General features: G+C 66.6%; 25 protein-coding genes and 1 tRNA gene. 10 read left to right on the top strand and 16 right to left on the bottom strand.

All coding sequences use genetic code 11. From position 1 onward, the window contains the following. Positions 1 to 173: 173 nt before the first annotated feature. Together ACH107_RS05700 and ACH107_RS05695 are read left to right on the top strand one after the other, a co-directional pair. Complete coding sequence (locus tag ACH107_RS05700) at positions 174 to 1,028, top strand: SDR family oxidoreductase (protein ID WP_310689992.1); 855 nt, start codon at positions 174 to 176, stop codon at positions 1,026 to 1,028. A gap of 28 nt (positions 1,029 to 1,056) precedes the next feature. Beyond that, positions 1,057 to 1,830 carry an ion transporter gene (locus ACH107_RS05695; RefSeq protein ID WP_412504989.1) on the top strand — a complete coding sequence of 258 codons (774 nt, stop codon included), beginning with the start codon at positions 1,057 to 1,059 and terminating at the stop codon, positions 1,828 to 1,830. A gap of 126 nt (positions 1,831 to 1,956) precedes the next feature. On the opposite strand, the gene dxs is transcribed toward ACH107_RS05695, so the two are convergent. The 6 genes from dxs to ACH107_RS05665 form a co-directional block, all read right to left on the bottom strand. Then, the gene (gene dxs / locus ACH107_RS05690; RefSeq protein ID WP_412504988.1) at positions 1,957 to 3,870 is read right to left on the bottom strand and encodes a 1-deoxy-D-xylulose-5-phosphate synthase; all 1,914 of its coding nucleotides are present in this window, start codon (positions 3,868 to 3,870) and stop codon (positions 1,957 to 1,959) included. Beyond that, positions 3,870 to 4,727 carry a polyprenyl synthetase family protein gene (locus ACH107_RS05685; protein ID WP_310689995.1) on the bottom strand — a complete coding sequence of 286 codons (858 nt, stop codon included), beginning with the start codon at positions 4,725 to 4,727 and terminating at the stop codon, positions 3,870 to 3,872. Before ACH107_RS05685 ends, dxs begins: the two co-directional genes overlap by 1 nt. Before the next feature lie 3 nt (positions 4,728 to 4,730). Beyond that, a complete protein-coding gene (locus ACH107_RS05680; protein ID WP_310689996.1) occupies positions 4,731 to 4,973 on the bottom strand; it encodes an exodeoxyribonuclease VII small subunit in 243 nt (80 codons plus the stop codon). Further along, a complete protein-coding gene (locus ACH107_RS05675; protein WP_412504987.1) occupies positions 4,970 to 5,896 on the bottom strand; it encodes a histone deacetylase family protein in 927 nt (308 codons plus the stop codon). Before ACH107_RS05675 ends, ACH107_RS05680 begins: the two co-directional genes overlap by 4 nt. Before the next feature lie 176 nt (positions 5,897 to 6,072). Then, complete coding sequence (locus tag ACH107_RS05670; protein ID WP_310689998.1) at positions 6,073 to 6,783, bottom strand: response regulator; 711 nt, start codon at positions 6,781 to 6,783, stop codon at positions 6,073 to 6,075. Between the two features lie 4 nt (positions 6,784 to 6,787). Then, on the bottom strand, positions 6,788 to 7,339 hold the full coding sequence (locus ACH107_RS05665; protein ID WP_405049817.1) for a MarR family winged helix-turn-helix transcriptional regulator: 552 nt from the start codon (positions 7,337 to 7,339) through the stop codon (positions 6,788 to 6,790). A gap of 99 nt (positions 7,340 to 7,438) precedes the next feature. On the opposite strand from ACH107_RS05665, the gene ACH107_RS05660 reads away from it, so the two are divergent. Beyond that, positions 7,439 to 8,308: a branched-chain amino acid aminotransferase gene (locus ACH107_RS05660; protein ID WP_412504995.1), complete on the top strand. Its 870-nt coding sequence runs from the start codon at positions 7,439 to 7,441 to the stop codon at positions 8,306 to 8,308. A 61-nt stretch (positions 8,309 to 8,369) separates the two neighbouring features. Here ACH107_RS05660 and ACH107_RS05655 read toward each other — a convergent pair whose 3' ends face one another. The 9 genes from ACH107_RS05655 to ACH107_RS05615 form a co-directional block, all read right to left on the bottom strand. Next, positions 8,370 to 8,555 (bottom strand): hypothetical protein, encoded by a 186-nt coding sequence (locus tag ACH107_RS05655; RefSeq protein ID WP_310690000.1) that lies wholly within the window; start codon positions 8,553 to 8,555, stop codon positions 8,370 to 8,372. Positions 8,556 to 8,633: 78 nt separating this feature from the next. Beyond that, the gene (locus ACH107_RS05650; protein ID WP_412504986.1) at positions 8,634 to 9,566 is read right to left on the bottom strand and encodes a DMT family transporter; all 933 of its coding nucleotides are present in this window, start codon (positions 9,564 to 9,566) and stop codon (positions 8,634 to 8,636) included. 36 nt (positions 9,567 to 9,602) lie between these two features. Then, the gene (locus ACH107_RS05645; RefSeq protein ID WP_412504985.1) at positions 9,603 to 10,769 is read right to left on the bottom strand and encodes a PQQ-dependent sugar dehydrogenase; all 1,167 of its coding nucleotides are present in this window, start codon (positions 10,767 to 10,769) and stop codon (positions 9,603 to 9,605) included. Further along, positions 10,766 to 11,809, bottom strand: coding sequence for a tRNA epoxyqueuosine(34) reductase QueG (gene queG / locus ACH107_RS05640; protein ID WP_412504984.1), 1,044 nt, complete (start codon positions 11,807 to 11,809; stop codon positions 10,766 to 10,768). The genes ACH107_RS05645 and queG overlap by 4 nt, the downstream gene beginning before the upstream one ends. 93 nt (positions 11,810 to 11,902) lie before the next feature. Next, the gene (locus ACH107_RS05635) at positions 11,903 to 12,568 is read right to left on the bottom strand and encodes a glutathione S-transferase family protein (RefSeq protein ID WP_310690004.1); all 666 of its coding nucleotides are present in this window, start codon (positions 12,566 to 12,568) and stop codon (positions 11,903 to 11,905) included. A gap of 67 nt (positions 12,569 to 12,635) precedes the next feature. After that, entirely contained in the window at positions 12,636 to 13,379 is a 744-nt protein-coding gene (mtgA, locus tag ACH107_RS05630) for a monofunctional biosynthetic peptidoglycan transglycosylase (RefSeq protein WP_310690005.1), read from the bottom strand. A gap of 97 nt (positions 13,380 to 13,476) precedes the next feature. Then, positions 13,477 to 18,015, bottom strand: coding sequence for a glutamate synthase large subunit (gltB, locus tag ACH107_RS05625; RefSeq protein ID WP_412504983.1), 4,539 nt, complete (start codon positions 18,013 to 18,015; stop codon positions 13,477 to 13,479). A gap of 59 nt (positions 18,016 to 18,074) precedes the next feature. Further along, positions 18,075 to 18,764, bottom strand: coding sequence for a hypothetical protein (locus tag ACH107_RS05620; protein ID WP_412504982.1), 690 nt, complete (start codon positions 18,762 to 18,764; stop codon positions 18,075 to 18,077). A 61-nt stretch (positions 18,765 to 18,825) separates the two neighbouring features. After that, positions 18,826 to 20,259: an NAD(P)-dependent oxidoreductase gene (locus ACH107_RS05615; protein WP_412504981.1), complete on the bottom strand. Its 1,434-nt coding sequence runs from the start codon at positions 20,257 to 20,259 to the stop codon at positions 18,826 to 18,828. 218 nt (positions 20,260 to 20,477) lie between these two features. On the opposite strand from ACH107_RS05615, the gene ACH107_RS05610 reads away from it, so the two are divergent. Continuing rightward, positions 20,478 to 21,281 carry an undecaprenyl-diphosphate phosphatase gene (locus ACH107_RS05610; RefSeq protein WP_412504980.1) on the top strand — a complete coding sequence of 268 codons (804 nt, stop codon included), beginning with the start codon at positions 20,478 to 20,480 and terminating at the stop codon, positions 21,279 to 21,281. Here ACH107_RS05610 and ACH107_RS05605 read toward each other — a convergent pair. Beyond that, positions 21,278 to 22,258, bottom strand: coding sequence for a complex I NDUFA9 subunit family protein (locus tag ACH107_RS05605; protein WP_412504979.1), 981 nt, complete (start codon positions 22,256 to 22,258; stop codon positions 21,278 to 21,280). The two genes, ACH107_RS05610 and ACH107_RS05605, sit on opposite strands and share 4 nt — an antisense overlap. Positions 22,259 to 22,439: 181 nt before the next feature. On the opposite strand from ACH107_RS05605, the gene ACH107_RS05600 reads away from it, so the two are divergent. The 6 genes from ACH107_RS05600 (at position 22,440) to lptB (ending at position 26,007) form a co-directional block, all read left to right on the top strand. After that, positions 22,440 to 22,526: transfer RNA gene (locus ACH107_RS05600), tRNA-Leu, on the top strand. Positions 22,527 to 22,556: 30 nt separating this feature from the next. After that, positions 22,557 to 23,168 (top strand): ribonuclease D, encoded by a 612-nt coding sequence (locus tag ACH107_RS05595; protein WP_310690058.1) that lies wholly within the window; start codon positions 22,557 to 22,559, stop codon positions 23,166 to 23,168. Between the two features lies 1 nt (position 23,169). Beyond that, on the top strand, positions 23,170 to 24,150 hold the full coding sequence (locus tag ACH107_RS05590) for a KpsF/GutQ family sugar-phosphate isomerase (RefSeq protein WP_412504978.1): 981 nt from the start codon (positions 23,170 to 23,172) through the stop codon (positions 24,148 to 24,150). Between the two features lies 1 nt (position 24,151). After that, a complete protein-coding gene (locus tag ACH107_RS05585; RefSeq protein ID WP_310690012.1) occupies positions 24,152 to 24,748 on the top strand; it encodes a hypothetical protein in 597 nt (198 codons plus the stop codon). Positions 24,749 to 24,752: 4 nt separating this feature from the next. Beyond that, complete coding sequence (gene lptA, locus ACH107_RS05580; protein ID WP_412504977.1) at positions 24,753 to 25,244, top strand: lipopolysaccharide transport periplasmic protein LptA; 492 nt, start codon at positions 24,753 to 24,755, stop codon at positions 25,242 to 25,244. A gap of 1 nt (position 25,245) precedes the next feature. Continuing rightward, the gene (gene lptB / locus ACH107_RS05575) at positions 25,246 to 26,007 is read left to right on the top strand and encodes an LPS export ABC transporter ATP-binding protein (RefSeq protein WP_310690014.1); all 762 of its coding nucleotides are present in this window, start codon (positions 25,246 to 25,248) and stop codon (positions 26,005 to 26,007) included. Positions 26,008 to 26,122 lie beyond the last annotated feature (115 nt).

Raw genomic sequence — 26,122 nt, 5'->3', positions numbered from 1 at the left:
CGGCCTTGTGATCGAACTTGCCCGACACTGACACCAGATTGCCGCCCGCCGCAAGCCATTGATCAGGGCGTTGCGCCTTCTCGCGCAGCACCCGGGGCGGTGCCGGGCACACCGGCGCGCAAAGCGGGGACAATCCTCTTGCCACTCGGGCGCGCCTGCCCCAACTAGGGATCATGACGCGGCTCATCTCTTTCGGACATGGCTACTCGGCCCGGGCGCTGGCGCGGCGACTGGTGCCGCGCGGCTGGGATATCGCCGGCACCACCCGCAGCACGGACAAGGCCGACGCGCTGCGCGCCGAGGGAGTCACCCCCCTGCCCTGGGACCGCGGCGCGATCGAGACCGGGCTCGACGGGGCGACCCACCTGCTGATCTCTACCGGCCCCACCGAGGACGGCGACCCGACGCTGGCATTGATGGGCGAGGCGTTGCGCGCCCGGGCCGATCAGTTCAGCTGGGTCGGCTACCTTTCGACCACGGGCGTCTACGGCGACCACGGTGGCGCCTGGGTGGACGAGAGCACCCCGCTGACCCCGGGCACCGCGCGGGGCGCGCGTCGCGTCGCCGCCGAGGCCGCCTGGGCCGACCAGGGCCTGCCGCTGCACATCTTCCGTCTGGCAGGCATCTACGGCCCAGGACGCGGCCCTTTCGAGAAGGTCCGGCAGGGCACCGCCCGCCGCATCATCAAGCCCGGTCAGGTCTTCTCGCGCATCCATGTCGCGGACATCGCCCAGGTGCTTGAGGCCTCGATCGCCCGACCGAACCCCGGCGCGGTCTACAACGTCTGCGATGACGACCCGGCCCCGCCGCAGGACGTGCTGTCCTTCGCCGCAAGGCTCCTCGACCGGCCCGAGCCGCCCGCGGTGGATTTCGATACCACCGAGATGTCACCCATGGCCCGCAGCTTTTACGCCGAATCCAAGAAGGTCAGGAACGCGCGCATCAAGACAGAGCTGGGCGTGACCCTGCGCCATCCCGATTACCGGAGCGGCCTGCGCGCCCTGCTGGCCGAAGACGCCACCGATTGACCGCAACCTCTTAGTCAGACCCCGCCTCATGACCCTCAGACACAGAACCGCCCTCTTCATGGACCGGCCCTTGGTGCGGAATGTCATCATCGGCGTGATCGTCTTCAACGCGGTCATCCTGGGGCTAGAGACCTCGGATGCCCTGATGGCGCAGTGGGGGGCGGTGATCTATGCGCTCGACACCGCCTGCCTTGCCGTCTTCGTGATCGAGATCGGCGCCAAGCTTTTTGCCCACCGGCTGCGCTTCTTCGCCTCCGGCTGGAACCTCTTCGATTTCGCCATCGTCGCCATCGCCCTAGTCCCGGCGGGCCAGACCCTCTCGGTACTGCGCGCGCTGCGTATCCTGCGGGTGCTGCGGGTCATTTCAGCGGCCCCGAGCCTGCGCCGCGTGGTCGAGGGCTTCGTGACCGCCCTGCCGGGCATGGGCAGCGTCTTCATGCTGATGGCCATGATGTTCTACATCGGCGCGGTGATCTCGACCAAGCTTTTCGGTGATGCCTTCCCAGAGTGGTTCGGAACGCTGGGTCAGTCGGCCTATACACTGTTCCAGATCATGACGCTGGAAAGCTGGTCCATGGGCATCGTCCGCCCGGTGATGGAGGTTTACCCCCAGGCCTGGGCCTTCTTCGTGCCCTTCATCCTCGTGACGACCTTTGCCGTGGTGAACCTGCTGGTGGGCCTGATCGTCAACTCCATGCAGGACGCCCACCACGAAGAGGCCGACGCCGCCACCGGCAGCTACCGCGACGAGGTGCTCAAGCGGCTGGACGCGATCGAACAGCGGCTGAACGACAGGCGCTGACCGCGCCCGCTTCATCTTGGCAAATAAACTCACTGCCCAGGCGTCAGGGATTTCGCCGATGCTGCCGATGTGCGTTGCGCTGCAGATGTCCCGGAAAAACCTGCGCGGCGCAGCCGCACCGTTCGGTCACGCCCGCTTGCCCAGAACCCCGACACCCAGCACATCCAGAACCTTTGCTTCGATATGCTCGGCGTTCATGCCGGCCACCGCGTACATGTCGCGCGGGCTGGCCTGGTCGATGAAGATGTCAGGCAGCACCATGGAGCGGTATTTCAGCCCCCGGTCAAAGATACCCGCCTCGGCCAGAAGCTGCGCAACATGGCTGCCGAAACCACCGATGGCACCCTCCTCGATGGTGATCAGCGCCTCGTGTCCCTCGGCCAGTTGCAGGATCATCTCCCGGTCCAAAGGCTTGGCGAAACGGGCATCGGCCACGGTGGGGGTGATGCCCTTGCCGCCCAACGCCTCGCAGGCCTTCTCCACCTCGGCGAGCCGCGTGCCGAAGGACAGGATGGCGACACCCTGGCCCTGCTGCACGATGCGGCCCTTGCCGATCTCGAGCACCTCCGCCTCGGCGGGGATCTCGACGCCCACCCCTTCACCGCGCGGAAAGCGGAAGGCGATGGGGCCCTCGTCATGCGCCGCCGCCGTGGCCACCATGCGCACAAGCTCGGCCTCGTCGGCGGCGGCCATGACGGTGAACCCCGGCAGGTTCGCCAGGTAGGCGATGTCGAAAGAGCCGGCATGGGTCGCCCCATCGGCGCCGACAAGCCCGGCCCGGTCGATGGCAAAGCGCACCGGCAACCGCTGGATCGCAACGTCATGCACCACCTGGTCATAGCCCCGCTGCAGGAAGGTGGAATAGAGCGCGCAAAAGGGTTTCATCCCCCCCGCTGCCAGTGCGGCGCTGAAGGTCACGGCATGTTGCTCGGCGATGCCCACGTCGAAACACCGGCTGGCATAGCGGTCCATGAAGCGCGCCAGCCCGGTGCCGTCGGGCATCGCCGCCGTCACCGCGACGATCCTGTCGTCCGCGTCCGCCTGCGTGGTCAGCGCCTCGGCAAAGACCGAGGTGTAGCTGGGCGCGTTGGACGGTGCCTTCTTCTGCTCGCCCGTGACCATGTCGAATTTCGCCGTGGCATGGCCGCGATCCAGGGCCTGCTCGGCGGGGGCGTAGCCCTTGCCCTTCTGCGTGATGGCATGGATCAGGATCGGCCCCGTCGCCCGCGCATGCACCGTGCGCAGCACCGCAAGCACCTGGTCGAGGTCATGCCCGTCTATCGGACCGATATAGGAAAAGCCCAGCGCCTCGAACAACGTTCCGCCGACCGTCATGTGCTTGAGCGCATCCCTGGCCCGGCGCGCGCCCTCTTGCAGGGGCGGCGGAAGGAAGGACACCGCCCCCTTGGCCGCCGCCTTGAGGTCCTGGAACGGCGCCCCTGCGTAAAGCTGCGACAGGTAGGACGACATGGCCCCCACCGGCGGCGCGATGGACATCTCGTTGTCGTTCAGGATCACGATCAGCCGCTTGCCCAGGTGCCCGGCGTTGTTCATCGCCTCGAAGGCCATGCCGGCGCTCATGGCGCCGTCACCGATCACTGCAACGGCATCGCCGCCCTCGCCGCCCAGGTCGCGAGCCACGGAAAAGCCCAGCGCGGCACTGATCGAGGTGCTGGAATGGGCCGCGCCGAAGGGATCATAGGGGCTTTCGGACCGCTTGGTGAAGCCCGACAGGCCGTCCTTCTGCCGCAGGGTCCGGATGCGGTCGCGCCGCCCGGTGAGGATCTTGTGCGGATAGGTCTGGTGGCTGACATCCCAGACGATCTTGTCCTTCGGCGTGTCGAAGACCGCATGGAGGGCCACGGTCAGCTCCACGACGCCAAGGCCCGCGCCCAGGTGCCCGCCGGTCTCGCTGACGGCCGAAATCGTCTCGCGCCGCAACTCGTCGGCCAGTTGCCGCAGTTGCGCGTCCGACAGCCGCTTCAGGTCGGCCGGGAGTCGCACCTTGTCCAACAGGGGCGTTTCGGTTGGCTGGCTCATCATTTTTCCCGCGCAATCACGTAGCGGGCCAAGTCCCGCATCATTTCCGCGTCTTCACCATAAACAGCTAGGGCATCGCAAGCCTCTGTCACCAGGTCGGCCGCGCGGCGCTTGGCCGCCTCCAGCCCGAGCAGCGACACGAAGGTCGCCTTGCCGGCCCCGTCGTCCTTGCCCGTGGCCTTGCCCAGGGTCGCGGCGTTGCCCTCGACATCCAGCACATCGTCCCAGATCTGGAAGGCCCGGCCAAGCGCCGCGCCATAGCGCCCCAAGGGTCCGGCCTCCCCCCCGGCCAGCACCGGCCCCGCCGTTGCCGCCCAGTGGATCAGCGCCCCGGTCTTGCCCGCCTGAAGCGCTTCGACCTCGGCCAGGGTCAGCGGCCGCGCGGCATTCTCCGCAGCAATGTCGATGGCCTGCCCGCCAACCATGCCGCGCACCCCGGCAGCCTGGGCCAGACCACGGCTCAGGGCCAGGACATCGCCCGCGTCCCCCTTGGCCTGCGCCACCAGGTCGAAGGCCAGGGATTGCAGCGCATCGCCCACGAGCACCGCCGTCGCCTCGTCCCATTTCACATGCACAGTGGGCTGCCCGCGCCGCAGGGCGTCGTCATCCATGCAGGGCAGGTCGTCATGAACCAGCGAGTAGCCATGGATGCATTCGATCGCCGCGGCCGGGGCAATGGCATCGTCGACTCCGTGCAGCCGCGCACCCTCGCAAACAAGGAAGGCGCGCAGGCCCTTGCCACCGCGCACGGCATAAAGCATCGCCCGCGCCACCGGCAGATCCAGGCCGCCCAGCGCGGCGCCGATCCGGGCCTCCGCCGCGAACCGGGCGCGTTCGACCGCCGCCTGCAGCGTCATGGCTCAGCCCGCGTCCAGCGGCTCGGTGCCGGTCGGGCTGCCATCCCCATCCAGCGTCAACTTGGCGACCTTTTCTTCGGCCTCCTTCAGCTTGGCCTCGCAGCGGGTGCGCAGCTCCGCCCCCCGTTCGTAGAGCTTGATGCTCTCGTCCAGCGGGACCTCGCCGCGTTCCAGCTTGCCCACGACCTCTTCCAGTTCGCGCAGGGCCTCTTCGAAACTCATCTCGGCAACGGGGCGGTCACTCATCGGGCATTCTCCATCAGGGCAGTTACATGGGCGGCCACGCTGGCACCCAGGGCCTCCAGATCATACCCGCCCTCCAGTGCCGAGACCACACGGCCCCCGCATGTCTCGCGCGCGATCGCGCAAAGATTTTCGGTGATCCAGGCGAAATCCGACTCGTCCCAGCTCAGCTGGGCCAGCGGATCGGCCCGGTGCGCGTCGAACCCGGCCGAGATCAGGATCAGCTCGGGCGCGAAATCCCGCAGGCGCGGAAAGACCTCGGCCGCGTAGACCCGCCGCATGTGCGCACCGTCACTCTCGGGCGGCAGGGGCAGGTTCATCACATTGTCGAAGGCGCCGGTCTCGTCGCGCCGCCCGGTCCCGGGCCAGAGCGGCATCTGGTGCGACGAGACGAACAGAACGCGCCGCTCGTCCCAAAGAAGATCCTGCGTCCCGTTGCCGTGATGCACGTCGAAATCCACCACCGCCACGCGCGACAGCCCGTGATGCTCCAGCGCATGCTTCGCCGCAGCCGCAACGCTGCCGAACAGGCAGAATCCCATGGGCGTCTCGGTCTCGGCGTGGTGGCCGGGCGGGCGCACGGCGGCAAAGGCATTTCCCACTTCGCCCGCCATCACCATGTCGACCCCGCGGATCACCGCACCCGCCGCTTTCCAGGCCGCCGCCAGCGACCCGGCCGAGACATGGGTATCGGCGTCCAGCGCCCGGGCGCCCGTCTCGGGTACCGCCACCGCGACCCGGTCGAGGTGGGCCTTGGGATGCACACGCAACAAATCCGCCTCGGCGGCCATCGGGGCCACCACGCGGGTCAGGTCCATGTTTTCAAGCGCGCCATGCACGGCATCCATCCGCGCTACCTGCTCGGGGTGGCCCGGCGGAGTTACATGGCCAAGGAAATCGTGATGGGTGATCAGGGCTGTGGTCATGCCCCAGTAGAAACCGCATCCGGCGGCGCGGCACAAGGCCGCCCTTCATCTTGGCAAATAAACTCACGACACGACAGTCGCCGCCGGGACAACGGCCCATCCCCCTGGCCGGTCCGGCGCCAATGTCCCCGAAAACCTGCGACGCCAAAGGCGTCACGATTTTCCAGCCGCCCGCTTCAGTCCGGGGCGAGCATGTAACCGGCACCCCGCACCGTCTGCAGATAGCGCGGCTGCTTGGGATCGTCCTCCAGCTTGCGGCGCAGCCGGGTGATCTGGACGTCCACCGCGCGCTCCTGCGCCTGTCCCCCGCTGCGCCCCAGACGATCCACGAGATCGGCCCGGCTGACGGGCTCGCCCGGCTGGTCCGAGAAGATCTGCAACAGCTGGCTCTCGGTCGCGGTCAAGCGCACGAGGTCCTCGCCGCGCCACATCTCGCCGCGCTCGATATCATAGCGCAGCGGGCCCATGTGCAGCACCTTGGGCACCCCAGCGCCAGGCTCGGCCGCGGGCATCCGCCGCAGGATCGAGTTGATTCGCAGCAGCAACTCCTTGGGTTCGAAGGGCTTCGGCAGGTAATCGTCGGCGCCCGCCTCGAGTCCCGCGATCCGGTCCTCGGTCTCGGCCCGGGCCGTCAGCAGCAGGATCGGGGTAGAGCGGCGGGCGCGCAACTCGGCGCACAGGGTGATCCCGTCATCGCCGGGCATCATCACGTCCAGAACGATCAGGTCGAAGTCCAGCCCCGACAGGATGCGCCGCGCGTGGTCGGCATCGCGCGCACTCGTCACGAGAAAGCCGTTCCGGGCCAGGAATTTCTGCAACAGGGCCCGGATGCGTTCGTCGTCGTCCACCACCAGCAGGTGCGGGCTGTCCCCCGGTTTCTCCGCCATCATCTCACACCTTCAGATCCTTCATCTCGCGGTAGTGGCGGTGAAGGTCCTCGTCCATCATCGCCTCCAGCACCTGGCGGAACCCGGCCACGGCCTCGGGGCCGGCGGCCCGGTAGGCGGCGCGCATGCGGTCCCTCTGGGCATCGGAGAGGCGCTGTTCCAGCGCACGGCCCGCATCAGTCAGGTAGAGATTGCGCTCGCGCTTGTCGCTCCGCCCCACCTCGCTGATGACAAGGCCATCTTCGATCAGCGTGCGCAACACGCGGTTGAGAGATTGCTTGGTGACCCCGAGAATCGACAACAGGTTGTTCACTGTTGTCCCCGGTCGGCGCCCGATGAAGTGAACGGCCCTGTGATGCGCGCGGCCATAGGCCAGCTCGGCCAGGATGCGGTCGGGATCGGCAGTGAACCCGCGATAGGCGAAGAACATCGCCTCGATCCCCTTGCGCAGCTGATCGTCGGTCAGGAACAGAAGCGCCTGTCCGCCCTCGGGTCCCTCGGCCACGTCTGCCTCCTCTTCACGCTTGACGTAACAATACGTCAGTGTTGTTGACATTCCAAGGCGTGATCAGTATCGAATTACAGATTTTGCGAAATTTTATGTCCATATTGGACCTAATGCGCGCAATAAATGCAAATCCTGAAGGAGGGTGCGATGGCGGGTGGCTATGACGATCGTGACGGAAAGATCTGGCTGGACGGCCAGCTTGTGCAGTGGCGCGAGGCCAAGGTGCATGTCCTGAGCCATGCGCTGCACTATGCCTCTTCGGTCTTCGAGGGCGAGCGTGCCTATGGTGGCAAAATCTTCCGCAGCCGCGACCACTCCGAACGCCTGCATTTCTCGGCGGGCGAGCTGGATTTCGAACTCCCCTACACGGTTGATGAAATCGAGGCCGCCAAGCAGCAGGTCCTGGCCGCCAACGGCCTGTCCGATGCCTATGTGCGCGCGGTGGCCTGGCGCGGCGCCGGCGAAGACATGGGCGTGGCCTCGGCCCGCAACCCGGTCCGACTGGCCGTGGCGGCCTGGGAATGGGGCGCCTATTACGGCGACGCCAAGTTCAAGGGGGCCAAGCTGGATATCGCCAAGTGGAAGCGCCCCAGCCCCGAGACCATCCCGGTTCACGCCAAGGCGGCCGGGCTCTACATGATCTGCACCATCTCCAAACACGAGGCCGAGGCAAAGGGCTGTTCGGATGCGCTGTTCATGGACTATCGCGGCTACGTGGCCGAATGCACCGGGGCGAACATCTTTTTCGTCAAGGATGGCGAGGTCCACACACCCAAGGCGGATGTCTTCCTCAACGGGCTGACCCGCCAGACCGTGATCGACATGTTGCGCGAGCGCCATGTCAAGGTCCACGAGCGGGTGATCATGCCCGAAGAACTGGTAGGCTTCGAGCAATGCTGGCTAACCGGCACCGCCGCCGAGGTCACGCCGGTGGGCCAGATCGGAGACTATACCTTCGAAGTCGGTGCGCTGGCCAAGGACATGGTCGAGGGTTACGAAAAGCTGGTGCGGAGCTAGGCCCAAGCACTTTGGCGCGCGATACCCCCGGAGGCAGCTCCGGGGGTATCGGGTTTGCGGCTCAGGCCGTCCGGCCCCGCTCGATCCGCAGGAACTGCTTGAGTCGCCCGACACCATGCCTGCGCGGCTCACGCTGCAAGCGGCGCGTGGCATCGCTGGGATGAACATCTCTTTGAATCTTCAGGAAGGCCTTGGCCCGGGACGGGTTGTCGCGGGATTTGGGGCGGTCCACGATATGGCGCGTCATCTGGTCCTCCTTTCGGGTTCTTCTGTCTTCACCCTACCATGTGGGGGTCGGAAATGCACGGGTTCAACCCCCGGGCGGCTATTGCAGCCCCTTGGCGCTGACCTTGCGGCGGGCGGTGGTGTTGTTGCCCAGCTGCCGCTCCCGCAGCACGATGACGACGCCCGCGAGGATCACCAGCGCCGCGCCCACCAGCATCGGCAGGGTCGGCACCTCGTCAAACCAGACATAGCCGATCACCACCGACCAAAGCATCGAGACATAGGTGAAGGGCGCAAGCACCCCGGCATCGGCCAGCCGGTAGGAAGAGGTCAGCAAGATCTGCCCCATGCCACCCACCAGGCCCGCGCCCACGAGAAAGGCCGCCTCGCCCGCATCGGGCCAGACCCAGCCGAACGGCAAGGTCAGAAGCGAGGCGCCCGTCGAGGTCAGCGAAAACCAGAAGACGATGGCCGCCGTCGTCTCGGTCCCGCTCATGCCCTTGACGAAGACCTGCGCCAGGGCGGCAAGACAGGCCGAGCCCAGCACCATCAGCGCACCCAGCGCCTCGGTATTGTTCAGCCCGAAACTCAGCCGTGGCCAGATGATGATCAACACCCCGACAAGGCCCAGCGCCACTGCGGTAATGCGGATCAGGCGCAAGCGCTCGCCCAGCATCAGCGCGGCCAGCACCACCATCACGACCGGCGTGGCAAAGCGAATCGCCGTGACCTCGGGCAGGGGCAGATACTTCAGGCCCGCGAACCCAAGCCCCATGGCCGCAGAGCCGACCAGCCCGCGCACCGCGTGATTGCGGATGCTCTTGGTGCGGATGCCCTGCGGCCAGTCACCCTGCCAGATCAGCCAGACCAGGATGATCGGCATGGCGAGAACCGAGCGGAAGAACATCGCCTCGCCCGCCGGCACCCCCGGCGCCGCCTTGATGAAAGCGGACATGACGGTAAAGATCGTCACGGCGGAAATCATCAGGAAGATACCCCGCACGGGGCTGAGGGCTGTCGTGGCGGCGAACATGCGCCTTGCTTACGCCCGGCGCTGCGAAATGGCCAGTCAGCCCGCCGGGCGCACCCGCATGACCCCCCCGTCGGGGGCGTCGATCAGCAGCAGCACGGTGCCATCGTCCAGCACCTCGACATCACGGACCCGCCCGATGTCGCGCAGCAGGCGTTCCTCGCCCGCGACGCGGCCCTGGGCAAACCGCAGCCGCACCAGCCCGCCGGGATTGAGCGACCCGATCAGCAGGTCGCCCGCCCAGTCGAACCCGCCTCGGCCGTTGTGAAACATCATGCCGCCCGGCGCGATCACCGGGTCCCAGTAGTAGACCGGCTGCTCCATCGCCTCGCGCACGGCCTGGCCCGAGCCGACGCTGCTCCGGTTGTAGTTCACACCGTAAGAGATCACCGGCCAGCCGTAGTTGCGCCCCGGAAGCGGGCGGTTCAGCTCATCCCCGCCCGCCGGGCCGTGCTCGATTGTCCAAAGCTGCCCCTGCGGCCCGATTGCCGCGCCCTGCATGTTGCGATGGCCATAGGACCAGATCGTATCCAGCCCCTCGCGGCCGACGAAGGGGTTGTCGGGGGGCACCTCGCCCTCGGGCGTCACACGGACGACCTTGCCGTAGGTGGTATCGAGGTCCTGCGCCAATTGCCTGTCGGCGCGGCTGAAATGCTCTCCGGTGGTGATATGGGCCACGCCGTCCGGGCCGAAGACGATGCGGCTGCCATAGTGCATCGGGTTCCGCGAGGGCGGCTCCTGCACGAAGATGTCGCGTGCATCCTCCATGCGGCTGCCATCCGCGCTCAGGGTGCCGGTCGCAGCGGCCGTCACCGTGCCGCCCGTCACGCGTTTGGCATAGGTCCACCAGACCTGCCGCGTCTGGTCGAAGTCATCGCGCACGGTGACATCCAGCAGGCCGCCTTGCCGCCGCGCATCGACCTCTGGCACGCCCTCGATCGGCCCCGAGGCCCCCTCGGGCCCGATCAGGCGCATCCGGCCAGGGCGCTCGGTGACAAGAAACCTACCATCAGACAGAACGGCGATGCCCCAAGGATGTTCCAGCCCTCGCGCCAACCACTCTGCCTGCACTGGTGTTTCCTCCAGGGCCGGCGCGCGGGTCTGACTTGGGAAGGCGGGCTCGAAATCGGCGTTGGGGCGCCCCTGCTCGACCTGTGCCGCGAGGGGCGTTGCCAGCAGCGCCAGGATCATGGCCAGTCGTTTCATTCGATCCTCCCGTCCCTCAATCGCCCGGCCGCCCAGCGCGCCGCATCCGCGACCGCCGCATCCGGATCGTCACAGAGCCCCTGCGCCACCGGCACCAGCGCCGCATCGCCCGAATTGCCGATCGCATAGAGCACATTGCGCACGAAACGGTCACGGCCGATCCGCTTGATCGGGCTCCCCGAGAACATGGCACGGAATCCCGCGTCGTCCAATCGTGCCAGTTCGGCCAAACTTGGCGCGCGCAAGTCCTCGCGGCCGGCATAGCGCATCTCGGTGGCCTCTTGCGCGAACTTGTTCCAAGGGCAGATCGCCAGGCAATCGTCGCAGCCGTAGATGCGGTTGCCCATCAGCGGGCGCAATTCTGCGTCCACCGGGCCCTTGTGCTCGATCGTCAGGTAGGAAATGCAGCGCCGCGCATCCAGCTGGAACGGCGCGGGGAAGGCATCGGTCGGACAGATATCGAGGCAGGCGGTGCAGGACCCGCAATTTTCCTGCCCCGGCGCGTCCGGTTCCAGATCTGCGGTCGTGAAGATCGCCCCCAGAAAGAACCAGTTGCCCATCGCGCGGCTCAGCAGGTTGGTATGCTTGCCCTGCCAGCCGAGGCCCGCCGCCTGTGCCAGGGGCTTTTCCATCACCGGGGCCGTGTCCACGAAGACCTTGATCTCGCAGCCCTCCTGCTCGACCAGCCAGCGCCCGACCCGCTTGAGCCGCTTCTTGACGATGTCGTGGTAGTCGCGGTTCTGCGCATAGACGGAAATCGCCGCCCGGTCGCGCTGCTCCAATACCTCCAGCGGGTCGTGATCGGGGGTATAGGGCTCGGCCAGCATCACCACGGACCGCGCCCTGGGCCAGAGCGCCGAAGGATCGCCGCGCCAGGCCATGCGTTCGGCCATCCAGCCCATCTGTCCGTGCCGCCCCTCGGCCACGAAACGGTCCAGCTGATCTGCGAGCTCGGGCACCGCATCCGGGCGGCAAACGCCCACGCTTGCAAAGCCCTCGGCCAGGGCCTTGTCCACCAGCCGTGCCTTCAGGTCGGACAAATCACCCCCTGCTGCCTCTGGCTCGAAATATCCCGGGGAGCGCGAGGGGCAGCGCCCCTCGCCCGGATCGACGCCGAAGGCGGCGAGACCGGATCAGAAATCCAGATCGGCATAATGGTCCGGCTGCGGGAATCCCGGCACCTGGTCGGCCAGGATCGACCGGAAGGCCGGGCGCGACTTGATCTTGGCATACCAGTCCTTGACCGCCTCGGATCGGTTCCAGTCCACATCCGAGATATAGTCGAGACAGCTCAGATGCGCGGCGGCGGCGAAATCGGCGAGGCTCATCTGGTCGCCGGCCAGCCAGCGGCGCTGGTCCAGCAGCCAGGCCATGTAGTCGATGTGATACTTGATCGCCTTGGCGCCGGCCTTGACGTTGGTGCTGTCGGGATAGCCGGTGCCCATGACCTTGCGGAACATCCGCTCGCCCATCAGCTTGGTCGTGACCTCGCTGTTGAACTTGTCGTCGAACCAGGCCACGAGGCGGCGCACCTCGTAGCGGGCCTCGGGTGTGGTCGGCAGCAGGGCCGGAACCGGATGGGCCTCTTCCAGATATTCGCAGATCGCGGTGCTGTCGGCCATGGTACGATTGCCCATCTTCAGGACCGGCACCTTGCCCGCCGGGTTGCGCCGCAAAAAGTCGGGGTCCTTCTCCCAGTAGCGTTCCTCGACCAGTTCCACCTCGATCTTCTTCTCGGCCAGGCTCAGGCGCACTTTGCGGCTGAACGGCGAGAGGGGGTAGTGATAAAGGCGGTTCATCTGGGCTGTCTCGGTTCGGGTGCACATCCCTTCCATGCCCGATGCGCGGGGCGGGTTCAATCCCGGGTCACGCCTCAAAACAGGCCGCCCGGCCATCCCTGCGGATCGTTGCCGCCCCGTCGCGGATGCCGGCCGCCCGGCGGCGCAGAAAATCCGAGGGCCGCGCCGCCGAGCGGCCCTTGGGGTCGGGCAGCACCGCCGCCAGCCGCGCCGCCTGCACCGGGCTCAGGTCCCGTGCCGGAATGCCGAAGTAGTGCTGCGCTGCGGCCTCGACGCCGAAGACGCCCGCGTCGAACTCGGCCACGTTGAGGTAGACCTCGAGGATACGGCGCTTGGACCAGATCGCCTCGACCAGCGGCGTGACCAGTGCCTCGATGGATTTCCGCAACCAGCTGCGCCCTTGCCAGAGGTAGACATTCTTGACCGTCTGCTGGCTGATGGTCGAGGCCCCGCGCCGCCCGCCATCGGACATGGCCGCCCGGATCGCCGAAAGATCCAGCCCCCAGTGCCGGCAATAGTCGGCGTCCTCGGCGGCCACGGCGGCGCGGGCCATGACCGGTGCGATCTCGGCCATGCGCACCCACGCGTGCGCCACCCCATCCAGGCGGCGGCTTTCCGACCAGATGTAGGGCGTTGTCGGCGGGTTGAGCACGGCGAAAAGCGCGACCAGAAGGACAGTCGCCCCGAAAATGCCAAGCGCGCCCCGAAGAAGCCAGCGCCGCAATGTCGCGCGGACGCGTGCCAGCCACGGGCCGGCGCCGGGCGGATCGCCCGGGGCCGCTTTGTTTTTTACTGCGCGTTTCCTAGTCATGCGCCCATTCACACCGTCCGGCGCGGACGGTCAAGCGGACGCAGCCCCGCTGCACGCCCGATCCCGAGGGGGACCGGGCGAGGATGGTGCGGCAGGCTCACTCGGCCGGGACGGCGCTGTCCTCCAGCCCCAGCGGGGCCGATAGATGCGGCAGCATCTCCCTGGGGCAGACCTGAACGAAGTTCGGCTTCTCGACCTGCCAGTTCTGCAACAGGTCGGCGGCCTTGCGGCTGCCGGTCTCGGCGGCGTGGCGCTCGATCAGGCCTTTCAGCTCGACCTCCCAGTGATCCACCGTGACCGAGCAGGTCACCAGCGTTTCCATGTTCATCAGGTTGCGCGCCGTGCCATCGGGGTCGTGCAGATAGGCCATGCCGCCGGTCATCCCAGCCCCGAAGTTGGCGCCAATTTCACCGAGGATCACCGCAACCCCGCCGGTCATGTACTCACAGCCGTTCGACCCGCAGCCCTCAATGACCACATGCGCGCCCGAGTTGCGCACCGCGAAGCGTTCCCCGGCCCGCCCCGCGGCAAAGAGGTAGCCCCCCGTCGCCCCGTACAACACCGTGTTGCCGATGATGGTGTTCTCGCTGGCCACCAGCGGGCTACCCTGCGGCGGCCGTACCACGACGGTGCCTCCGGAAAGGCCCTTGCCCACGTAGTCATTGGCATCTCCCGAGACGACGAGCTTCAGACCCGGCGCGGCGAAAGCGCCCAACGACTGGCCCGCGCTGCCCTTGAGCTTGACCGTCAGGTGGTCGGGCTGAAGGTCGTTGTTCATCCCAAAGTTGCGCACGATATGGCTCGACGTGCGGGTGCCGATCGTTCGCAGGGTGTTCTGCACCGAATATTCCAGCTGCATCTTCTCGCCGTCCTGGAGGAAGCGCGCGGCGTCCTTGACGATCTGCGCATCCAGGGTGTCCGAGACCTCGTTGCGCGGCTTTTCGCGGTCGTGAACGATCTCCTTGGCCCCGTCGACGGTGATCAGCAGCGGGTTGAGGTCCAGATCGTCCAGGTGGGCCGACCCGCGGCTGACCTGCGCCAGAAGGTCCGCGCGCCCGATCACCTCGTCCAGGCTCCGCGCACCGATCTCGGCCAGAATCTCGCGCACCTCGGAGGCGTAGAAGCTGATCAGGTTGACCACCTTGTCGGCATTGCCGGTGAACTTCTCGCGCAGACGCTCGTCCTGGGTGCAGACACCGACCGGGCAAGTGTTCGACTGGCACTGGCGCACCATGATACAGCCCATCGCGATCAGGCCGGCGGTGCCGATGCCGTATTCCTCGGCCCCCATCATGGCGGCCATGACGACGTCCCGGCCCGTGCGCAGCCCGCCGTCGGTGCGCAGGGTCACGCGCGAACGCAGGTTGTTCATCGACAACACCTGATGCGTCTCGGTCAGGCCCATTTCCCAGGGCAGGCCCGCGTACTTGATGCTGGTCGCCGGGCTGGCACCCGTGCCGCCGTTGTGCCCCGAGATCAGGATCACGTCGGCCTTGGCCTTGGCCACACCGGCCGCGATGGTGCCGACACCGCTGGACGCGACGAGTTTCACCGTCACCTTGCAGCGCGGGTTGATCTGCTTGAGGTCATAGATCAGCTGCGCCAGATCCTCGATGGAGTAGATGTCGTGGTGCGGCGGGGGCGAGATCAGCGTCACGCCCTTGGTCGAATACCGCAGCCGCGCGATCAGGTCGGTGACCTTCATGCCCGGAAGCTGGCCGCCCTCGCCGGGCTTGGCGCCCTGGGCGACCTTGATCTCCAGTTCCTCGCACTGGTTGAGGTATTCCGCCGTGACACCAAAGCGCCCGGACGCCACCTGTTTGATCTTGGCCGAGGGATTGTCGCCGTTGGGCTCGGGCACGAAATGCGCCGGGTCCTCGCCGCCTTCGCCGCTGTCGGACTTGGCGCCGATGCGGTTCATGGCAACGTTCAGCGTCTTGTGCGCCTCGGGCGACAGCGCGCCCAGCGACATCCCCGGCGTGACGAACCGCTTGCGGATGCTGGTGATGCTCTCGACCTCTTCGATCGGGATCGACTGGCCCAGCGGCTTGATCGCCAGAAGGTCGCGCAGATGGATCGGCGGGTTCGACCGCATGGCCGTCGAATACTGCTTCCACATCTCGTGCGAGGCCCGGTTGCAGGCTTCCTGCATCAGATGCATCGAGGTGGCTTCCCAAGCGTGCTTCTCGCCCGAGCGGCGCGCCTTGTAGAAGCCTCCGATGGGCAGGATGTCCTGGCTGCTGCGCCAGCCCTGCGCATGGACCTTTTCCACCTGCTTTTGCAGGCCGCCCAGCCCGATGCCCGAGATTCGGCTTTGCATGCCGGGGAAATACTCGGCCACCATGGCGCGGGACAGGCCCACCGCCTCGAAGTTCAGCCCGCCGCGATAGGACGAGATGACTGAGATCCCCATCTTGGCCATGATCTTGAGAAGCCCCTGGTCGATGGCCTTGCGATACCGCGCCATGGCCTCGGTCAGGGTGGTGTCCAGAAGGCCGCGCTCGATCCGATCGGCCAGGCTGTCCTCGGCCAGGTAGGCATTGACGACCGTTGCACCGCTGCTGACCAGCACGGCGAAGTACTGCGGGTCGATGCACTCGGCCGAGCGCACGTTGATCGAGGTGAAGGTCCGCAGACCCTTGCGTGTCAGCCAGCTATGCACGGCGCTTGTGGCCAGTATCATCGGCATGGGCACCTTGTCCGGGTCTTGGTGCTGATCGGTCAGCACCAGATGCCCCGCGCCCGAACGCACCGCGTCCTCGGCCTCTTCACGAATGCGGGTCAGCGCCTCACGCAGCGCCGAGGCCCCGCTACCGGCCGGGAAAGTACAGTCGATCTCGACCGCCGGGGCGTTGAACGAAGCCACCAGCGCATCCCACTGGGCATTGCCCACGAAGGGGCTTTCCAGCACCAGGATCTCGGTCTGGCTGCTGTCCTCGTCGAGCACGTTCTTGAGGTTACCGAACCGGGTCTTAAGGCTCATCACCCGGAACTCGCGCAAGCTGTCGATCGGCGGGTTCGTGACCTGGCTGAAGTTCTGGCGGAAGAAGTGGCTGAGAGGGCGATACTTGTCCGACAGCACCGCGCTGGGCGTGTCATCCCCCATCGAGGCGATGGCTTCCTTGGCATCCTCGGCCATGGGGACCAGGATGCTCTCCAGCTCCTCGATGCTGTAGCCGGCGGCGATCTGGCGCTTGCGCAAATCGGCCCCGGAATGCAGCGGCACCTCGGTGACCCCGGCCAGCTTGTCATCAAGGTTGTTGATCTTGCCCACCCAGTCACCGAAGGGCAGCGCGCGGGCCAGCTTGTTCTTGATCTCGGTATCGTGGAACAGCGTGCCACTCGCCATGTCGATGGCCAGCATCTGGCCCGGACCAAGCGCGCCCTTCTCGACCACAGTCGCCTCGTCCGTGGGCACCATGCCAACCTCGGAGCCCGCGACCACCAGTCCGTCGCCGGTGACGACATAGCGCATGGGGCGCAGCCCGTTGCGGTCAAGCCCGGCGCAGACCCAGCGCCCGTCGGTCATGGCCAGCGCTGCCGGCCCGTCCCAGGGCTCCATCACGCTGTTGCAATAGGAATACATGTCGCGCCAGGTTTGCGGCAGTTCGGTGGCCTGCTTGGACCAGCTTTCAGGCACCATCAGCGTCTTGGCCATGGGCGCCGACCGGCCGGAACGCACCAGCACCTCGAAGACCGCGTCGAGCGCCGCCGAATCCGACGACCCGCCCGGCACGATGGGCTTGATGTCCTCGGCCATGTCGCCGAATGCGGCGCTGGCCATGCGGATCTCGTGGCTGCGCAGCCAGTTCAGATTGCCCTTGAGCGTGTTGATCTCGCCGTTGTGGGCCAGCATCCGGAAAGGCTGGGCCAGCCACCACTGCGGGAAGGTGTTGGTCGAATAGCGCTGGTGGTAGATCGCAAAGGCGCTCTCGAAGCGCTCGTCCAACAGGTCGGGATAGAACTCGGCTACCTGCTCGGCGAGCATCATGCCCTTGTAGATGATGCTGCGGCACGAAAGGGACGCCAGGTAGAGTTCCTGCACGCCTGCCGCGATGGCAGCCTTCTCGATCCGGCGGCGAATGACGTAAAGCTCGCGCTCGAAGGTTTCCTCGTCCACGCCCTTGGCGTTGGAAATCAGGATCTGCTCGATCTCGGGGCGGGTCGCATTGGCCTTCTCGCCGAGGCAATCAACGGCCACGGGCACATGGCGCCAGCCATAGATTGAATAACCCATCCGCAGCACTTCGGATTCCACGATCGTCCGGCAGGTCTCTTGCGCGCCGAAATCCGTGCGCGGCAGGAACACCTGGCCCACCGCAAGCAGTTCGTCGCGGCGCGGGGTGTGGCCCGTGCGTTCGACCTGGTCATAGAAGAAGGGCACCGGGATCTGGACGTGGATGCCCGCGCCATCGCCGGTCTTGCCGTCGGCATCTACCGCACCGCGATGCCAGACCGCCTTGAGCGCGTCGATGCCGTTCTGCACCACCTGCCGCGACGGTTTTCCGTCCATCGAAACGACAAGGCCCACGCCGCAGTTGGCGCGCTCGTCCTCGGGCCGGTACAGGCCGTTCTCGGCCACCCAGTCGCGCCGTGCCTGTTCCGCGGCGGCCCAGCTTGAATCGAACTTGGTCATGGTCTTGCTCCTCGTTTCGCGGCCGCACGCCCGGAGGTGCGCCGCTAAGGGGGTGTCGGTCAGTCCGCGGCCAGCGACGACATCACGACGCCGCAGCCGTATTTCGGGTTGACGGAAAGAAAGCCCGGCTCGCCGGGAAAGATGAACTCCACGGGCGTGCCGTCAATCTCGTAGCTGTCATCGGGGGTTGTGTAGGCGCTTTTGCCCGACAGGAAGACGCGCCAGTCGGGATGGACAAATTCGCGCCCCTGCCCGCGCCACAGCTCCTCGCCATCGGCGCCGCGGGCGGTGATCTCGTATTCCGTGCGCAACAGGGTGACACCGTCAATCACCATGCTCTCGCCGGTCAAACGGTCCTCGCCGGTATAGCGGGTCGGGCCGATCTCGGCGCTTTGCGTGACGAAATCCCAGGTGTCGCGGTCGGTGGCCAGAAGCTCGGTCAGCGAGGCCCGGTCGGCGGGGCTGCTTTCCAGCCGCTCGGTGTGGCGCGTGGTCAGGTGGAAACTCTCGATCCACTGCGCCTCGGAATCGACGCGGCCGATGTAGGTGATCATTTCCTCGTCCAGCTCCGCGCGGCGGGTGTGGCCCTCGGGATCGTCCTCGCAGGTGAACATGTGACTGACCGTGCAATCCTTGCCCTGGACCGTCACGAAGGCCTCGCAGCCCGGCGGCAGGTCGAACGTCTGGCCTTGTGCCAGGCCGGGCGCAGCCAGCGCGACGGCGGCGGTCATGACTCCTGCGATTTTCATCCGGCCCTCCTGCGTGGTGGTGCGGCGGCGGCCAGGGCCGCAGCGATGTTCCGGCGGCACCCTATTCCGCCGCAATCGCGGCCCCCTGCGACGCATAGTCCAGGATCGCGTCGGCGGCGTCGCATCCGTCGCGAATGGCCCATACCACGAGACTGGCCCCGCGCACGATGTCCCCGGCGGCAAACACGCCATCGAGGCTGGTCCGACCGGTGGTGAACTCGGCCTTGACGGTGCCCCAGCGGGTTACCTCCAGGCCCTCGACACCCCAGAGCTTGGGCAGCTCCTCGGGTTCGAATCCCAGCGCCTTGATGACCAGGTCGGCCTCTTCCACGTAGTCGCTGTCCTCGATCACCTCGGGCATCTGGCGGCCACTGGCATCGGGGGCGCCCAGGCGCATCTGCTGGACCATGACCCCCTCGACCGCATCACCGGCAAAGCCCTTGGGCGCCGTCAGCCAGACGAATTCCACGCCTTCTTCCTCGGCGTTTTTCACTTCGCGCTGCGAACCGGGCATGTTGTCGCGATCACGGCGATAGAGGCATTTCACGCTTTCCGCGCCCTGCCGGGTGGCGGTGCGCACGCAGTCCATGGCCGTGTCACCGCCGCCGATGACGACGACCTTCTTGCCCGCCGCGTTCAACTCGCCGTTTTCGAACTCCTCGACCACGTCGCCAAAACTCTTGCGGTTGGAGGCTGTCAGGTAATCGATGGCGCGCACGATCCCATCGGCCCCCGACCCCGGGGCCTGCAATTCGCGCGACTTGTAGACGCCGGTGGCGATCAGAACCGCGTCGTGCTTGCCGCGGATGGCATCGAAGGACAGGTCATCGCCCACGTCACAGTTGAGCACGAACTCGACCCCGCCCTGTTCAAGCTGATCGTTTCGGCGCATGACAATGTCCTTTTCCAGCTTGAAGCCGGGAATGCCATAGGTCATCAGCCCGCCCGCGCGGTCATAGCGATCATAGATCGTGACCTTGATACCCTCGCGGCGCAGCTTGTCGGCCGCGGCCAGCCCGGCGGGGCCGGCGCCGATGATGCCGACGCTTTCGGAGCGCTCCGCGTGGGGCACGATGGGCTTGACCCAGCCTTCGTCCCAGGCGGTGTCGGTGATGTATTTTTCGACCTGGCCGATGGTGACGGTGCCGTGGCCGGCCTTCTCGATCACGCAGTTGCCCTCGCACAGACGATCCTGCGGGCAGATGCGGCCGCAGATCTCGGGAAAGGTGTTGGTGGCCTGGCTCAGCTCATAGGCCTCTTGGAGACGGTTTTCCGCCGTCAAGCGCAGCCAGTCGGGGATGTTGTTGTGCAGCGGACAGTGCGACTGGCAGTAGGGCACACCACACTGACTGCACCGCGCGGCCTGTCCCTTGGCCTTTTCGTCGGCATATTCAGCGTAGATCTCGTGGAAATCCGTGCGTCGAAGGTCGGGCGGACGCTTGTCCGGCATGTCCCGTTCCACATCGACGAACTTGAGCATCTTCTGACCAGACACGTTCCGTCCTCCTACAGAGTCACTTGGAAGCTTTGATGTAAACTGATCGGAGCCAGAATAAAAGTCATAATAACTGACCTATTTATAGGAAATCTCCTGCCGCGCCGCAGCAAAAACGGGCCTGGAACAGATTTTTCGTTCCGCTCCGGACCTATTTCCCGATCTTTCGCAATTCTCTGCCTTGTTTAGAAACGAAGGGAAACGAATCAGGCGGACCCATGCCCCTTTTTACCCTCGTCCTTGTCTCCGTGATCCAGGGCATCACCGAGTTTCTGCCCGTGTCCTCGTCCGGGCACCTGATCCTGCTGCCGCAGCTGACGGGCCGGGCCGACCAGGGCCTTGTGATAGACGTGGCGGTTCACGTGGGCACCTTGCTGGCGGTCGTTCTTTATTTCTGGCGTGACGTGCGCGGGGCCATGCTGGGGCTTCCGCGCCTGGCCAGAGGCCGCACGGATACCGAAGGCGCCCGGCTTGCCCTTCTGCTGATTGTCGCCACGGTCCCGGCGGTTCTCTTCGGGCTGGTTCTGAAACTGACCGGGCTGGATGCCGCCATGCGCTCCGTGGCGCTCATCGGCTGGACCATGCTGATCTTCGGCCTGGTGCTCTACTGGGCCGACCAGACAGGCGGGGTGGACAAGACGGCCGGCAACTGGACCCTGCGTGATGCCGTCGTCATGGGGGCCTGGCAGGCCCTGGCGCTGATCCCCGGCACCTCGCGCTCCGGGATCACCATCACCGCCGCGCGGCACCTTGGCTATGCCCGCGAGGACGGCGCAAAACTGGCCATGCTGATGTCGATCCCGGTCATCCTCGCGTCGGGCGTGCTGCTGGGGGCAGAGGTGGCACTGACCGCAGATGCGGGGGCCGCCCGTGACGGCGCACTGGCCGCCGCCATGGCCTTTGTCGCGGCGCTACTGGCGCTCTCATTGATGATGCGCCTGCTGAGCTCGGTCAGTTTCACACCCTACGTGATCTACCGGGTGATCCTTGGCATCACCTTGCTGGTGATCGCCTATACCTAGCTTTTCAGGTTCCGGGCCGAGTCCTTCATGGCCGAATACTGGCCCGAGGGGCGGAAACGCCACAGGTAGTCGGGCAGGATCGCCTCCAGCGACTTGGGCGAAATGCCAAGCTCGGCAAAGCCGCGCGCGCCCTCAGACACGACGTTGTCCCGTTGCAATTGCAGCACCTGGTCGCGGCTTATCGGCCCCTTGAGCAGGCCGAAGCTCATCCGCTCGCCCAGCGCGAAGACACGCGCCATCAGCCCGGCCATCCAGAACGGCATGTTCAGGATCAGGCGACGGCGCCGGATCATGCCCAGCATCTGCTGCATCAACTCGCGGAAGGTGTTCACGTCCGGCCCGCCAAGTTCGTAGACACCCGGCGCAGCGCGACCCAGCGCGCCTTGGGCCGCGGCCTCGGCCACGTCATCCACATAGGCCGGCTGAAAGCGCGTCTCGGCGCCCACGACCGGAAGGACGGGGCTGTAGGTTGTCATCGCCGCGAAACGGTTGAAGAAGGCATCGGTGTGGCCGAACAGCACCGAGGGCCGCAGGATCACCGCCTCGGGCATATGCGCCAGCACCCCGGCCTCGCCCGCGGCCTTGGTGCGGGCATAGGCGCTGTCGGCCTCGGCATCGGCGCCGATGGCCGAAATCTGCACCATGCGCTGCACGCCCTCCTCGGCCGAGATCCGGGCGATGCGCTCGGCCCCCTCGGCCTGCACCGCATCGAAGTTGTTCTTGCCGAAGGCATCGAATGTGCCCACGCAGTTGATCGCCACATCGGCCCCGCGAAGAACCTCGCGCACACTGTTGTCGTCGCGGATGTTGCAGAACACCGGCACGACCTGGCCGACCACACCATAGGGTTTGACGAACATGGCCTCGTTCGGGCGGCGCACCGCGACGCGCACGCGCCAGCCCGCCTTGGCCATGCGCTGGGCGATGTAGCGCCCCAGAAACCCGGACCCGCCGAAAATGGTGACAAGCTTGGACATGGCCCTACCCCTCGTGTCTGCCGCTGCCCCGCGTTTATCGCCCGGGGGGCCGACAAACAAGGTGGTTTCGGGCTGCGGCTCGGCAAACACCGCCACCGGTCCGTGGACCTGCGAAAAAACAGCCGGAAACGCGTTGACAGCGCCGTCGTGCGGGCGTAAATGCCGCTTCCACGACATCTGTGCCCAGATGGCGGAATTGGTAGACGCGCCAGCTTCAGGTGCTGGTGTCCGTATGGACGTGGAGGTTCGAGTCCTCTTCTGGGCACCATCCCTCCCCTAGCAGGAGACGATGGAAACGATGGCAAACCACCTTTACGAGCGCGACCTGCCCGATGGGCTGAGCCTTGGTCCGATCGTTGCGATCGACTGCGAGACGATGGGCCTGAACCCGCACCGGGATCGGCTGTGTCTGGTGCAGATGTCGGCGGGCGATGGCGATTGCCACCTGGTGCAGGTCAAACATGGCCAGACAGAGGCCCCCAACCTGTGCCGCCTGCTGACCGACCCGAAGGTGCTGAAGCTGTTCCATTTCGGCCGCTTCGACATCGCCGCGCTGGATCACGCCTTCGGCGCGCTGGCGGCCCCGGTCTACTGCACCAAGATCGCCAGCAAGCTGACGCGCACCTACACCGATAGGCACGGGCTCAAGAACCTCCTGCAGGAATTGCTCGACATCGACATTTCCAAGCACCAGCAGCAAAGCGACTGGGGCGCGGCCGAACTGACGGCAGCGCAGCTGGACTATGCCGCCTCGGATGTCCTCTACCTGCACCGCCTCAAAAAGGCGCTGGATGCCCGTCTGGCCCGCGAAGGCCGCACCGAGATGGCCGCCGCCTGCTTTGATTTCCTTCCGATGCGGGCGCGGCTGGACCTGGCCGGTTGGCCCGAAATCGACATCTTCGCCCACTGACATGGACAGGAACGGCAACCGCGCGACCAAGTTCCTCGACACCGCCCGCGGCGTGATCCGGGCCGAGGCCGCTGCGCTGGAAACCCTGGCCGAAACGCTCGACGGCGGCTTTGCGGCGGCGGTCGAAAAGATCCTGGAAACGCCGGGCCGGGTGATCGTCTCGGGGATCGGCAAATCCGGCCATATCGCGCGCAAGATCGCCGCGACCTTCGCCAGTACAGGCACGCCTGCACAGTTCGTCCACCCCGCCGAGGCCAGCCACGGCGACCTGGGCATGATCACCCGCGCGGACGTGGTCCTGGCGATCTCCAACTCGGGCGAGGCGCCGGAGCTGGCCAACCTGCTGTCCTACACCCGCCGTTTCGGCATCCCGCTGATCGGGCTGACCAGCCGCGCCGAAAGCACCCTGGGCCGCGAAGCGGACATCCTTGTCGCGATGCCCCGCACCGGCGAGGCCTGCACCACCGGCGTCGTGCCGACGAATTCCACCACCATGACCCTGGCCCTGGGCGATGCGCTGGCGGTATCGCTGATGGATCACCGCGCCTTCACCGCCGAGGATTTCCGTGCCTATCACCCGGGCGGCAAGCTTGGCTCGCGGCTGTCGCGGGTGCGCGACCTGATGCACGGGGCCGACCGCATGCCCCTGGCGGAGGCGGACACACCCATGAGCGAGAGCCTGCTGACCATCAGCCAGAAAGGCTTCGGCGTGGTCGGCGTGCTCGATCACCAGGGCGGCCTCGCAGGCGTGGTGACCGACGGCGACCTGCGGCGGAACATGGCCGGCCTGCTGGACCGCGCCGCGGGCGAGGTCATGACCCGCGACCCGCGCACCATCGGCCCCGACTCTCTGGCCGAAGAGGCCGTGGCGGTGATGGAGGACAACCAGATCACCTGCCTGTTCGTCGTCGATCCCCAAGGCTCGCGACGGGTGGTGGGCATCCTGCACATCCACGACTGCCTGAGGGCGGGCGTGGTCTGACATGGCCAGGACCGACCAGCTCAGTTCGCGGTGGGTGGCCATCCTCAAGGTGGGCCTGCCGCTGGCGGCGCTGGCGCTGATGTCGACCATCTTTCTGCTGGCCCGGGCGCCGCTGCCCGGCGGCGACATCCCCTACGCCGAGATCGAGGAAATCGCCCGCGACCCCCGCGTCTCGGGGGCGCAGATCACCGGCATGGCCGACGACGGGTCGGTCATCGAGGTCACGGCCAAACAGGCCCGGCCGGACGGTACGCTCATCCACATCGACACCCTGCGCGCGGATATCACGTCGGCCGGCGGGGTCGAGATCGCAGTGCGCGCCGGTGACGGCGAGATGGACACCGCAACCCAGCGCGCGCGGCTGTTCGGGCTGACGCGGATCACCACCTCGAACGGTTACAAGATGGAAACCATGGGCCTGACGGCCGATATCGCAGCGGGCCGGATCGAATCCGACGGGGCGTTGGAGGTCCGCGCGCCCTTCGGTGACCTGACCGCCGGAAAGCTTCTGATCGACACGCCCCGCACGACATCCGGGCAAAGGATGCTTTTCCACGACGGCGTTCGGCTGGTATACCAGCCCCAGCAAGGGGATTAGCGACGTGCACATCTGCAAGACCTGGGCCCTGGCCCTGTTCATCACGCTGGCAGCGGCGACCGGCGCTTCGGCCCAGACCAACCTGACACTGGGCGCGGTCAATGCCGACCCCACTGCCCCGGTGGAAATCACCGCCGACAGCCTCGAGGTGGACCAGGACACCGGCAAGGCCAGTTTCTCGGGCAATGTCGAGATCGGCCAGGGCGATCTTCGCCTGACTGCGGCCCGGGTGGACGTGACCTACAACGACCAGACCGGCGCGATAGACAACCTGCGCGCCTCGGGCGGCGTCACCTTCGTGACCCCGACAGAGGCCGCCGAAGCCCAGCGCGCCGATTACGACATTGCCGGCGGGACGCTTGTGCTGGAGGGCCAGGTGCTGGTCACCCAGGGGGGCAGCGCGCTCTCGGCGGAGCGGATGCGCGTCGACCTGCGCACGGGCAGCGCCCGGATGGACGGCCAGGTCCGCACGATCCTGAACCCGGACGACGGCTGAGATGACCGAAACGCCGGAATTGAGCGTCACCGAGGGCGGCGCCGGGCTGCGCATCCACAACCTGCGCAAGGCCTACCGCAAGCGCCTTGTCATCCGTGATGTCAGCATGGACCTGGGCCGGGGCGAGGTCGTGGCGCTGCTAGGGCCCAACGGATCGGGCAAGACGACCTGCTTTTACGCCATCGCCGGGCTGATCACCCCGGAGGGCGGGCAGGTCATGATCGACGGGCGCGACGTGACACCCCTGCCCATGTATCGCCGGGCCAAGCTGGGGATCGGCTACCTGCCGCAGGAAATGTCGATTTTCCGTGGCCTGTCGGTCGAGGACAACATCATGGCGATCCTCGAAATCGCGGTGAAGGACCGGCGGCGGCGACGGGAACGACTCGAGGAACTGCTCAGCGAGTTCTCGATCGAGCACCTGCGTCAGGCCCCGGCGATGGCCCTGTCGGGTGGCGAGCGCCGCCGCGCCGAGATCGCCCGCTGTCTGGCCGCGGGGCCGAAGTACGTGCTGCTCGACGAGCCCTTCGCGGGGGTCGACCCCATCGCGGTCGGCGAGATCCGGCACCTTGTCTCGGACCTGCGCAACCGTGGAATCGGTGTGCTCATCACCGATCACAACGTGCGCGAAACCCTCCAGATCGTCGACCGCGCCTACATCCTGCACGATGGCAAAGTGCTGATGAGCGGCACCGCCGACGAGGTGATCGAGAACGAGAACGTGCGCCGTGTCTACCTCGGTGACAGCTTCCGCGTGCGCTGACGGCGGGAGGCCGCGGGGGCCGTGCTTGGCCATTGACAAGCCCGCCCCACCTGTCGCCAACTGAACGTGATGACACAGACGGTTCCCCTCGCCTGCCCCTGTCGCGCCGTTCCGG

The sequence above is a fragment of the Roseovarius halophilus (ex Wu et al. 2025) genome (assembly GCF_047086965.1).
The sequence above is the reverse complement of the archived record's forward strand: the minus strand, read 5'-3'. Positions and strand labels throughout refer to the sequence as shown.

Excerpts from the sequence above, each read along its gene's own strand:
- ACH107_RS05700 (WP_310689992.1), top strand. The coding sequence starts at position 174 with ATGACGCGGCTCATCTCTTTCGGACATGGCTACTCGGCCCGGGCGCTG.
- ACH107_RS05695 (WP_412504989.1), top strand. The coding sequence starts at position 1,057 with ATGACCCTCAGACACAGAACCGCCCTCTTCATGGACCGGCCCTTGGTG.
- dxs (WP_412504988.1), bottom strand. The coding sequence starts at position 3,870 with ATGAGCCAGCCAACCGAAACGCCCCTGTTGGACAAGGTGCGACTCCCG.
- ACH107_RS05685 (WP_310689995.1), bottom strand. The coding sequence starts at position 4,727 with ATGACGCTGCAGGCGGCGGTCGAACGCGCCCGGTTCGCGGCGGAGGCC.
- ACH107_RS05680 (WP_310689996.1), bottom strand. The coding sequence starts at position 4,973 with ATGAGTGACCGCCCCGTTGCCGAGATGAGTTTCGAAGAGGCCCTGCGC.
- ACH107_RS05675 (WP_412504987.1), bottom strand. The coding sequence starts at position 5,896 with ATGACCACAGCCCTGATCACCCATCACGATTTCCTTGGCCATGTAACT.
- ACH107_RS05670 (WP_310689998.1), bottom strand. The coding sequence starts at position 6,783 with ATGGCGGAGAAACCGGGGGACAGCCCGCACCTGCTGGTGGTGGACGAC.
- ACH107_RS05665 (WP_405049817.1), bottom strand. The coding sequence starts at position 7,339 with ATGTCAACAACACTGACGTATTGTTACGTCAAGCGTGAAGAGGAGGCA.
- ACH107_RS05660 (WP_412504995.1), top strand. The coding sequence starts at position 7,439 with ATGGCGGGTGGCTATGACGATCGTGACGGAAAGATCTGGCTGGACGGC.
- ACH107_RS05655 (WP_310690000.1), bottom strand. The coding sequence starts at position 8,555 with ATGACGCGCCATATCGTGGACCGCCCCAAATCCCGCGACAACCCGTCC.
- ACH107_RS05650 (WP_412504986.1), bottom strand. The coding sequence starts at position 9,566 with ATGTTCGCCGCCACGACAGCCCTCAGCCCCGTGCGGGGTATCTTCCTG.
- ACH107_RS05645 (WP_412504985.1), bottom strand. The coding sequence starts at position 10,769 with ATGAAACGACTGGCCATGATCCTGGCGCTGCTGGCAACGCCCCTCGCG.
- ACH107_RS05635 (WP_310690004.1), bottom strand. The coding sequence starts at position 12,568 with ATGAACCGCCTTTATCACTACCCCCTCTCGCCGTTCAGCCGCAAAGTG.
- mtgA (WP_310690005.1), bottom strand. The coding sequence starts at position 13,379 with ATGACTAGGAAACGCGCAGTAAAAAACAAAGCGGCCCCGGGCGATCCG.
- gltB (WP_412504983.1), bottom strand. The coding sequence starts at position 18,015 with ATGACCAAGTTCGATTCAAGCTGGGCCGCCGCGGAACAGGCACGGCGC.
- ACH107_RS05620 (WP_412504982.1), bottom strand. The coding sequence starts at position 18,764 with ATGAAAATCGCAGGAGTCATGACCGCCGCCGTCGCGCTGGCTGCGCCC.
- ACH107_RS05610 (WP_412504980.1), top strand. The coding sequence starts at position 20,478 with ATGCCCCTTTTTACCCTCGTCCTTGTCTCCGTGATCCAGGGCATCACC.
- ACH107_RS05605 (WP_412504979.1), bottom strand. The coding sequence starts at position 22,258 with ATGTCCAAGCTTGTCACCATTTTCGGCGGGTCCGGGTTTCTGGGGCGC.
- ACH107_RS05595 (WP_310690058.1), top strand. The coding sequence starts at position 22,557 with ATGGCAAACCACCTTTACGAGCGCGACCTGCCCGATGGGCTGAGCCTT.
- ACH107_RS05590 (WP_412504978.1), top strand. The coding sequence starts at position 23,170 with ATGGACAGGAACGGCAACCGCGCGACCAAGTTCCTCGACACCGCCCGC.
- ACH107_RS05585 (WP_310690012.1), top strand. The coding sequence starts at position 24,152 with ATGGCCAGGACCGACCAGCTCAGTTCGCGGTGGGTGGCCATCCTCAAG.
- lptB (WP_310690014.1), top strand. The coding sequence starts at position 25,246 with ATGACCGAAACGCCGGAATTGAGCGTCACCGAGGGCGGCGCCGGGCTG.